The sequence below is a fragment of the Nocardia sp. NPDC049526 genome, from assembly GCF_044465765.1.
In the GTDB taxonomy this organism is placed as follows: domain Bacteria; phylum Actinomycetota; class Actinomycetes; order Mycobacteriales; family Mycobacteriaceae; genus Nocardia.
The window spans coordinates 75,621-83,605 of record NZ_JBITMA010000025.1; the positions used below are offsets into that span (position 1 = coordinate 75,621).

Below are 7,985 nucleotides of genomic sequence, written 5' to 3' on the forward strand. Positions count from 1 at the left end.
GCCCGCGGCCAGGGGAAGCCCTCCCGTAATCACGATACGAAGTGAAGGTGTGAAATTGATGCGTAGTCTGATCCGGCGTCGCGGCACACGTGCGGCGGCGGTGATCGCGGCAACCGCGGTATTCGCGGGGGTCATGTCCGGCTTCGGCGCATCTACCGCGACGGCTGATCCGATCATGGATTCGAAGACGCTGCTGGCGAACCCGGTCGCGCCGGACGGCTCGAAGATCACCAAGGCCGAGTACAAGGACGACCGCAGCCTCCGCCTGTACGTCTACTCCGCGGCCATGGACCGGACCTTCCCGGTCGACGTGCAGCGCCCCGCCGACGCCTCGGTGCCGCGTCCGGTGCTCTACCTGCTCAACGGTGCGGGTGGCGGTGAGGACAGCGCGTCCTGGGTGGCCAAGACCGATGCGCTGAAGTTCCTCGGCGACAAGAACGTCAACGTGGTCCAGCCCATCGGCGGCAAGTGGAGCTACTACACCGACTGGATCAAGGACGATCCGGTACTCGGCCGCAACAAGTGGAAGACCTTCTTCACCGAGGAGCTGCCGCCGCTGATCGACGGCGCGCTCGGCACCAACGGCACCAATGCCATCGCGGGCCTGTCCACCTCGGGCACCACCGTGCTCGCGCTGCCGATCGCCAAGCCGGGCCTGTACAAGGCCGCGGCGGCCTACAGCGGCTGCGCCCAGACCAGTGATCCGGTCGGCTCGGAGTTCGTCAAGCTGACCGTCGAGACCTGGGGCGGCGGCAATGTCGACAACATGTGGGGCCCCATCGGTTCACCGGATTGGACGGCGAACGATCCTTACGTCAATGCCGAGGGTCTGCGCGGCACCGATCTCTACATCTCGACCGGCAACGGTCTGCCGGGCCCGTACGACACCCTGGACGGTCAGTACACCCTTCCCGGCCCCGGCGGTCTGGCCAACCAGATCCTGATCGGCGGCGTCATCGAGGCGGGCACCAACTACTGCACCAACAACATGAAGGCGAAGCTGGATTCGCTCGGCATCCCCGCCACCTTCAACTTCCGCCCCAACGGCACCCACTCCTGGGGCTACTGGAACGACGAGCTGCACGCCTCCTGGCCCACCCTCGCCAAGGGCCTCGGCCTCTGAGCTGATCCCCGCGATTTCCAACCGGCCGCCCCGATTGTGCGCTATCGCACAATCGGGGCGGTCTGTTTTATATAGATAGTGCTAAACAAAAAGTTCGGGAAGCCGTAAAATTCTGTTCTATGAGTACAACCCTGGTCGAGTCGGCGCGGAACGCGACGACCCGGGCGAGATCCGTCAGCGTCTTGCTCGGTCCGGCCTTCGTAGCGGCCATTGCCTATGTCGATCCCGGCAATGTGGCGTCGAATATCAGCGCGGGCGCCCAGTTCGGCTACCTACTCGTGTGGGTCATCGTGATGGCCAATGTGATGGCCGGGCTGGTGCAGTTCCTGTCGGCGAAGCTGGGGTTGGTCACCGGTATGTCGCTACCGGAGGCGGTGCGGTCCAAGTCGAGTCGTCCGGTGCGCCTTGCCTATTGGGTGCAGGCGGAGACCGTCGCGATGGCCACCGACCTGGCCGAGGTGGTCGGCGGCGCGATCGCGCTGAAGCTGCTGTTCGATCTGCCGCTGCTGGTCGGCGGTGTGATCACCGGTGTGGTCTCGATGGCGCTGCTGCTGGTGCAGAATCATCGCGGGCAGAAGCCGTTCGAGCGGGTCATCACCGGTCTGCTCGCCGTCATCGCCATCGGCTTCCTGGCCAGCGTGGTGATTTCGCCGCCGTCGGTCTCCGGCACCGTTGGTGGTCTGCTGCCGCGGTTCCAGGGTTCTGAAAGCGTGCTGCTGGCGGCGGCCATGATCGGCGCGACCGTCATGCCGCACGCGGTGTACCTGCACTCCGGACTGGCCCGGGACCGTCACGGTCAGCCCGAGGTCGGTCCGCTGCGGACTCGGCTGCTGCGGATCACCCGATACGATGTCGGACTCGCGATGGTGCTGGCGGGCACGGTCAATATGGCCATGCTGCTGATGGCCGCGAATACCTTGCGGGGCCGCGAGAACATCGAAACCCTCGAAGACGCGCACGCCGCCGTCGGCGATGCGCTCGGCCCCGTCGCCGCCCTGCTGCTGGCGATCGGCCTGCTGGCCTCCGGTCTGGCATCGACATCGGTCGGGGCGTACGCGGGCGCGATGATCATGGAAGGTCTGCTGCGCCGCAAGATTCCGCTGTTGGCTCGTCGCTTGGTCACGCTGGTACCGGCCATCATCATCCTCGCGGTCGGCATCGATCCCACTCGCGCACTGATCATTTCGCAGGTGGTGCTGTCGTTCGGCATCCCGTTCGCCCTGATCCCACTGGTCCGCTTCACCAGCGACCGAATACTGATGGGCACCGACGTCAACCACCGGGTGACCACCGGCCTGGCCTGGTTGGTCGCCATCATCATCAGCCTGCTGAATGTGGCACTGATCTACCTGACCGTCACGGGCAGCTAGGCGAACAGCGTGCGCTGGGCATAGCCCGTATCGAAATACTCACGGGCTTCGGCGATCTTGCCGTTCTCGACCCGGAAGACGATCGCCACATTGTTGACGTACGGTTCGCCCGCCTTGGTGGTCGCGCGGGTGGTCCATTCGGCGACCGCCTGCGCGCCGTCGGCCAGTACGGTCCGCACCTCCTGGCCGATCGGCTGTGACGCGTCCATCTGCTCGATCATCTGCGCTACGAATTGCCCGAAGATCTCCTGCGGCCCGGTCCAGGTGCGTGCGGTCGGCAGGTCGCCGAACAGGGTCCAGGTCGAATCCGGGTTGAAGAAGCCGGCGGCGCGTTCGGCGTCACCGGATCCGAGTGCCTCGATATAGGCCAGGATGGTGGCGCGGGTCTGCTCGGTGGTCGACATGATCGCTCCTTCAGGCGTCGATGGTGAGGATCGCGTTGCCGCGGATCCGGCGGTTGTTCAGATCGGTGAGCACGCTCGCCGTTTCGGCCCAGTCGGCGACCCTACCGAGCTCGGGATGCAGGCGGTCGGTGGCCGTCAGGCCGACCAGGACACGCAGATCCTCGGCATCGGTGGTGTCGGCGACCCAGTGCGGGAAATGCCGCAGCGTGAACGGCGAGACCGTCAGGTATTCGAAGAAGCTGAGCCGGATCGGTTGCAGGCTCGCCTGACCGAACCACAGCACGGTGCCGCCGGGCGCGATCCGGGCGAGTGCGGCCGCGAAGACATCGCCGCCGACCGATTCGAAGATGACATCGAAGGGACCGTCGGCGTCCGCGACATCATGGACGACGGCTTGCGCGCCGAGTTCGCCCAGCCGGGCGCCGCGTTCGGGCGAGGCCGCCACCGCGGTCACCGAAATGCCTGCGGCCGTTGCCAATTCCACCAGGTAGTGACCGACTCCGCCGGATGCGCCGGTAATCAGTGCCTGCTTGCCCGCCGGGGCCTCGACGTGCCGGAGTAGACGCAATGCGGTCAAACCCGCGAGTGGCAAAGCTGCCGCGGTGGTGGCGGTGAGGGTGTCGGGCAACTCGGCCAGTGCGGCGGTCGGGACGGCCACCCGCTCGGCCCACCCGCCGCCCTCGGCGTGACCGACCACGCGGGTGCCGACGGCCGGCCCCGAGCCGTCGGCGGCGGCCGTGATGACCCGGCCGGCAACGTCTTGTCCCATCACGGTGCCCGGTGCGGTCGGAGCGCCATAGGCGCCGGTCATGGCGAGAATCTCGCCGCGGTTCACCGAGAATGCCTCGACCTGGACGATCACGGCATCGGCGGCGGCCGTGGGTTCGGGGGTTTCGGCGAACCGCACCAAGGTCCGATCACCGGTTGCTGCAAGGGCTTTCATCTGACTTCCTCCTGGTCGTTGCGATGAAAACGACACTAAGAGGGCTGGTTTCCAGATGAAAGAAGGCAGTAATTAGTGGTATAGGTACCTTGTGGATACCAACAATCCCATGGCATACGACATCTTCGATCTGAACTGTCCGTCCCGCGCGGTGTTCGACCGGCTCGGTGAACGCTGGACCGGGCTCGTGCTGCTGGCCCTGAAGCCGGGCACGCTGCGCTTCTCGGAGTTGCGCAGGCAGGTGCAGGGCATCACGCAGAAGATGCTCACCCAGACGCTGCGCGGCCTGGAGCGCGACGGCATGGTGTCGCGCACGGTGTATCCGACCGTGCCGGTCACCGTCGAATACACGCTGACGCCGCTCGGTCACAGCCTCAGCGCCGCCGTAGATGTGCTGCGCGCCTGGGCCATCGAGCACATCGATGAAATCGACGCGGCCAGAGCCGAGTACGAGCAGGCAGGATAATCAGACCCAGTTCTCGATCCAGTATTTCCAGATCAGCGGGGCATAGGCGGCCAGTGGCTGCACCTTGATATCGGTGCCCGCGAGTGCGGCGGTGGCGTTGCGGCAGTCGAACCAGCAGCTGAATTCGCTGTGCTCCAACACATCCTGGGGCACGCCGACGCGCGGGAGCAGCCAGCTCGTGCCGGGGACGCGCAGCATCATCTCGAGGGTCCGCTTGGGCATTACCTCCACCAGATGCGGTGCACCGGCCTCGTCGGCGAACAGATTCAGCGCCTCGGCGGCGCTCTGTCGGCGCGGATCGGCCAGGTGGTAGGTGGTGCGGTTCGAGTCGGGGCGGTGTGCGATATGGGCCAGTGCGCGAGCCACGAAGTCGACCGGGACCATATTGGTTTCACCCAGCTTCGGCACCAGCACCGGCAGAATCCTCGGCAGCTGCGCGGCCATCCGCAGCAGCCGGAAGAAGTAGTAGGGCCCGTCGATTCGATCGATCTCACCGGTGCGCGAATGCCCGATCACGATCGAGGGCCGATAGATCCGCCAGCCCAGCTCGGATTCGCGCACGATCTTCTCGGCCTCGAATTTCGCCCGCTGCATGGGCGAACTCAGCACCTGCCCCTCGTCGAACATGTCCTCGGTGAACAGGCCGTCGAACCCGCCCGCCACGTCAACCGTCGAGACATGGTGCAGCAGAGTGGCTTTCAGCTGCTCCGCGACATCGACGACATGTCTGGTGCCGCCGCCCGGTTCGGCGAGGTCATAGCTCGACGCCAGATGGAAGACATGGTCGATCGACCCTCGATGCTCGGCGATCCAGGCCGGATCGATACCGAGGCCGGGCGCGCCCATATCCCCGCGCACCGGCCGCACCCGCTCGCCCCCCATCCACTCCCGAGCACGGCAGGTATACCGGTCCGCCGAATCGTCCCCCGGCCGGACCAGTACATGAATATCCCCCTCCCGTTTCAGCAGCTCGGGAATAAGAAACCGACCGATAAACCCAGTTGCTCCGGTAACCAGGTAAGCCATAGCCGATCAACATAGTCGCTTGTGCGGGCGCACTTGTGTCCGGGATCACTGCGCGCCCCATTCGTGCGATCAGTCGGCGAAGACCGGCTTGCGCTTGGTGAGCATTGCGGTCGCGCCCTCGAAGAAGTCGGGGGATTGGAGGAGTTCGCTCTGGCCGGTCTTTTCGGCGGCGAGGGCGGTGTCCAGCGCCGAGAGGGTCGCGGCGTTGAGCGCCTTCTTGGTGAGCTCCAGAGCCCGGCGCGGGCCCGCGGCGATCTTGGCTGCCGCCGCCTCGACCTTTGCGTCGAGTTCGTCCTCGGGAACCACAGCGGTGAACAGCCCGGCCGCCTTGGCCGCAGGCGCGGGGAGTCGTTCGCCCAGCAGGGCCATTTCGGCGGCCAGCGGGCGTCCGGCCGCGGCGGCGACCATGGCTGCCGCACCGCCGTCGGGCATCAGACCGATATTGATGAAGGCGAGCAACAGGTAGGAATCCTCGGCGGCGTAGACCAGATCGGCAGCCAGCGCGATACCGACGCCGACACCCGCGGCCGCGCCCTTGACCCGGGCGATGACCGGAATCGGCGCGTCCACAATGGCTTTCACGAGCCGGTTGGCCGCATCCATTACCATGTCCGAGGTGATGCCGCGCTGCGCCTCGGCGGCCGATGCGGCAAGATCGGCGCCGGTGCAGAAGTCGCCGCCCTCGCCGGTCAGTACGATCACCCGCACCGAGCGGTCCTCGGCGGCGGCGAGGAAGGTGTCACCGAGGGCGACCATGGTGTCGTAGTCGACGGCGTTCTTGCGCTTGGGCTTGGTGATCGTGACCCGGAGCACCTTGCCGTCGTGGACGGCACTGAAACCCGCGGGTGTGGTCGCGGAATCCGGCTGGCTCATTTGCTGCTCCTGGTCTGGAATTCAGCGGGGGTATCCCCATGAATGGTGGTTAACTTTGCGAATTGTGGTTAACTTAGGATGATTTGTCCGGCGCTGTCAACCAGCGGCGCCGTACCGGAACGGAGAGCTACATGGTCGCGGATCGCAGCGAGGTCGGTCTCGCTTCCGCGCGGCCTGACGCGGGTGGGAGCAGGACGGGCGCAGAGCCGGCGCAGTCGGTGCGGCGGCGCCCGAAGGATCGCAAGGTCCAGATCATCCGGGCCGCCGCGCGCGCGTTCAGCGAACGCGGGTATTACCCGGTCGGCGTCGACGAGATCGCCGCGGAGGTCGGCATCTCGGGGCCGGCGCTGTATCGCCACTTCGCGAACAAGTACGCGCTGCTGGTGGCGGCCGCCGAAGAAGGCGCACTGCACCTGCTGCAGGTCGCGCGCACCGCCGACGACCCGGATCTGGAGCCCGAACCCAGGCTCGACGCCCTGATCAAGGCGATCAGCGAACACACCATCGATATCCGCCGCGAGGCCGGACTGTACCGCTGGGAGCGGCGCTACCTGGAGGCCGATGACCGCGCCCGGATCAGGAAGGTCTACGACGCGCTCAACGCGACGTTGGCCGAACCGATCGGACAGCTGCGCCCCACTGCACCGCCCGCCGATGTGGCAATGCTCGCCGCCGGGGTGCTCAGCGCCATCGCCAGCATCTCCGCGCATCGCACCACGCTCGCCACCGCCCGGCTGATGCCGCTGCTGCGCGAGATGAGCTGGTCGATCCTGCGCGCCGAACTGCCGCCCGCACCGACCGAGCCCGAACCCGGACCGGCCACCCGCGGCCTGCCGGTGACCTCGAAACGCGAACAGCTGCTCACCGAGGCGATCCGGATCTTCGGTCGCCAGGGCTATCACGAGGCCAGCATCGAGGAAATCGGCGCGGCCGTCGGCATCAACGCCTCCAGCGTCTACCGGTACTTCACCAGCAAGGCCGACCTGCTCGCCGCCGCCTTCCATCGCACCGGCGACCGGGTGGCCATCGCGATCACCGAGGCGCTCGCCGAGGCCACCAGCCGTCCGGACGCGGTCCGGCGCATCGCCTACCGGCAGGCCCGGCTCACCTTCTCGATGCCGGAGATCATGCCGGTCTACTACGCCGAATTCAGCAATCTGCCGCAGGCCGAACAGCACAAGCTGCGCGCCATCCAGCGCCAGAACGTGCTGGAGTGGGCCAACCTGCTCGACGGCGATCCGGTGGAGGCGCGCTTCCGTGTGCACGCCGCCATCGCTCAGGTGATCGACGTGGGCCGGTTGACCAAATTCGATCCCCGCCCCGAACAACTGGCCCGAGTCTGCGCCCTGATGGAGGCCGTGCTTTTGGGTTGACCGCTAGTCTCACAGCCGGCCACATGGAGCGAGCCTTACGGCCGACCTGTTCGCGGCCGGTCTGGCGTCCGGGTCGTCGAAGCGCATGCGGCACAGGCACGGGGCGCCGCTCGCTTGGCGTGTGTCCATCGGGCGTCGAGCGATCGGTCATCGGCGACCAGCGTGGAGCGAGTCTTACGAGCGAGGAGTTCGCGGCCGGCGGGTCTGGCGTCCGGGTCGTCGAAGCGCATGCGGCACAGGCACGGGGCGCCGCTCGCTTGGCGTGTGTCCATCGGGCGTCGAGCGATCCGCCATCAGCGACCCCAACGGAGCGAGTCTTACGAGCGACCCGTTCGCGGCCCGTCTCGCGTCCGAGTCGTCGAAGCGCATGCGACGAAGTCGCGAGTCTCGACGGCTCGGACGCGAGA

At 66.8% G+C, this 7,985-nt stretch carries 8 protein-coding genes; 4 read left to right on the forward strand and 4 right to left on the reverse strand.

The features are described 5' to 3' along the window. Positions 1 to 133: 133 nt before the first annotated feature. Together ACIBW7_RS41150 and ACIBW7_RS41155 are read left to right on the forward strand one after the other, a co-directional pair. Positions 134 to 1,123 (forward strand): alpha/beta hydrolase, encoded by a 990-nt coding sequence (locus ACIBW7_RS41150; protein ID WP_397056254.1) that lies wholly within the window; start codon positions 134 to 136, stop codon positions 1,121 to 1,123. Positions 1,124 to 1,242: 119 nt separating this feature from the next. Beyond that, on the forward strand, positions 1,243 to 2,493 hold the full coding sequence (locus ACIBW7_RS41155) for an Nramp family divalent metal transporter (protein WP_397056240.1): 1,251 nt from the start codon (positions 1,243 to 1,245) through the stop codon (positions 2,491 to 2,493). On the opposite strand, the gene ACIBW7_RS41160 is transcribed toward ACIBW7_RS41155, so the two are convergent. Both ACIBW7_RS41160 and ACIBW7_RS41165 read right to left on the reverse strand, forming a co-directional pair. After that, complete coding sequence (locus tag ACIBW7_RS41160; protein ID WP_397056242.1) at positions 2,490 to 2,897, reverse strand: nuclear transport factor 2 family protein; 408 nt, start codon at positions 2,895 to 2,897, stop codon at positions 2,490 to 2,492. The genes ACIBW7_RS41155 and ACIBW7_RS41160 overlap by 4 nt on opposite strands. A 10-nt stretch (positions 2,898 to 2,907) precedes the next feature. Then, the gene (locus ACIBW7_RS41165) at positions 2,908 to 3,840 is read right to left on the reverse strand and encodes a zinc-binding dehydrogenase (protein WP_397056244.1); all 933 of its coding nucleotides are present in this window, start codon (positions 3,838 to 3,840) and stop codon (positions 2,908 to 2,910) included. Between the two features lie 109 nt (positions 3,841 to 3,949). Between ACIBW7_RS41165 and ACIBW7_RS41170 the strand changes: the two genes are divergently transcribed. After that, positions 3,950 to 4,306, forward strand: coding sequence for a winged helix-turn-helix transcriptional regulator (locus tag ACIBW7_RS41170; RefSeq protein WP_397056246.1), 357 nt, complete (start codon positions 3,950 to 3,952; stop codon positions 4,304 to 4,306). Here the strand turns inward: ACIBW7_RS41170 and ACIBW7_RS41175 are convergent, their stop codons facing one another. Further along, a complete protein-coding gene (locus ACIBW7_RS41175) occupies positions 4,307 to 5,332 on the reverse strand; it encodes an SDR family oxidoreductase (protein WP_397056248.1) in 1,026 nt (341 codons plus the stop codon). It abuts the gene before it with no gap. 69 nt (positions 5,333 to 5,401) lie between these two features. Next, the gene (locus tag ACIBW7_RS41180; RefSeq protein WP_397056250.1) at positions 5,402 to 6,205 is read right to left on the reverse strand and encodes an enoyl-CoA hydratase-related protein; all 804 of its coding nucleotides are present in this window, start codon (positions 6,203 to 6,205) and stop codon (positions 5,402 to 5,404) included. A gap of 131 nt (positions 6,206 to 6,336) precedes the next feature. Here ACIBW7_RS41180 and ACIBW7_RS41185 point away from each other — a divergent pair, with 131 nt between their 5' ends. After that, positions 6,337 to 7,578, forward strand: coding sequence for a TetR/AcrR family transcriptional regulator (locus ACIBW7_RS41185; protein ID WP_397056252.1), 1,242 nt, complete (start codon positions 6,337 to 6,339; stop codon positions 7,576 to 7,578). Positions 7,579 to 7,985 lie beyond the last annotated feature (407 nt).

Bases quoted from the DNA above. Each gene is read 5' to 3' on its own strand.
- ACIBW7_RS41165 (WP_397056244.1), bottom strand. From the start codon at position 3,840: ATGAAAGCCCTTGCAGCAACCGGTGATCGGACCTTGGTGCGGTTCGCC.
- ACIBW7_RS41180 (WP_397056250.1), bottom strand. From the start codon at position 6,205: ATGAGCCAGCCGGATTCCGCGACCACACCCGCGGGTTTCAGTGCCGTC.
- ACIBW7_RS41150 (WP_397056254.1), top strand. From the start codon at position 134: ATGTCCGGCTTCGGCGCATCTACCGCGACGGCTGATCCGATCATGGAT.
- ACIBW7_RS41155 (WP_397056240.1), top strand. From the start codon at position 1,243: ATGAGTACAACCCTGGTCGAGTCGGCGCGGAACGCGACGACCCGGGCG.
- ACIBW7_RS41175 (WP_397056248.1), bottom strand. From the start codon at position 5,332: ATGGCTTACCTGGTTACCGGAGCAACTGGGTTTATCGGTCGGTTTCTT.
- ACIBW7_RS41160 (WP_397056242.1), bottom strand. From the start codon at position 2,897: ATGTCGACCACCGAGCAGACCCGCGCCACCATCCTGGCCTATATCGAG.
- ACIBW7_RS41170 (WP_397056246.1), top strand. From the start codon at position 3,950: ATGGCATACGACATCTTCGATCTGAACTGTCCGTCCCGCGCGGTGTTC.
- ACIBW7_RS41185 (WP_397056252.1), top strand. From the start codon at position 6,337: ATGGTCGCGGATCGCAGCGAGGTCGGTCTCGCTTCCGCGCGGCCTGAC.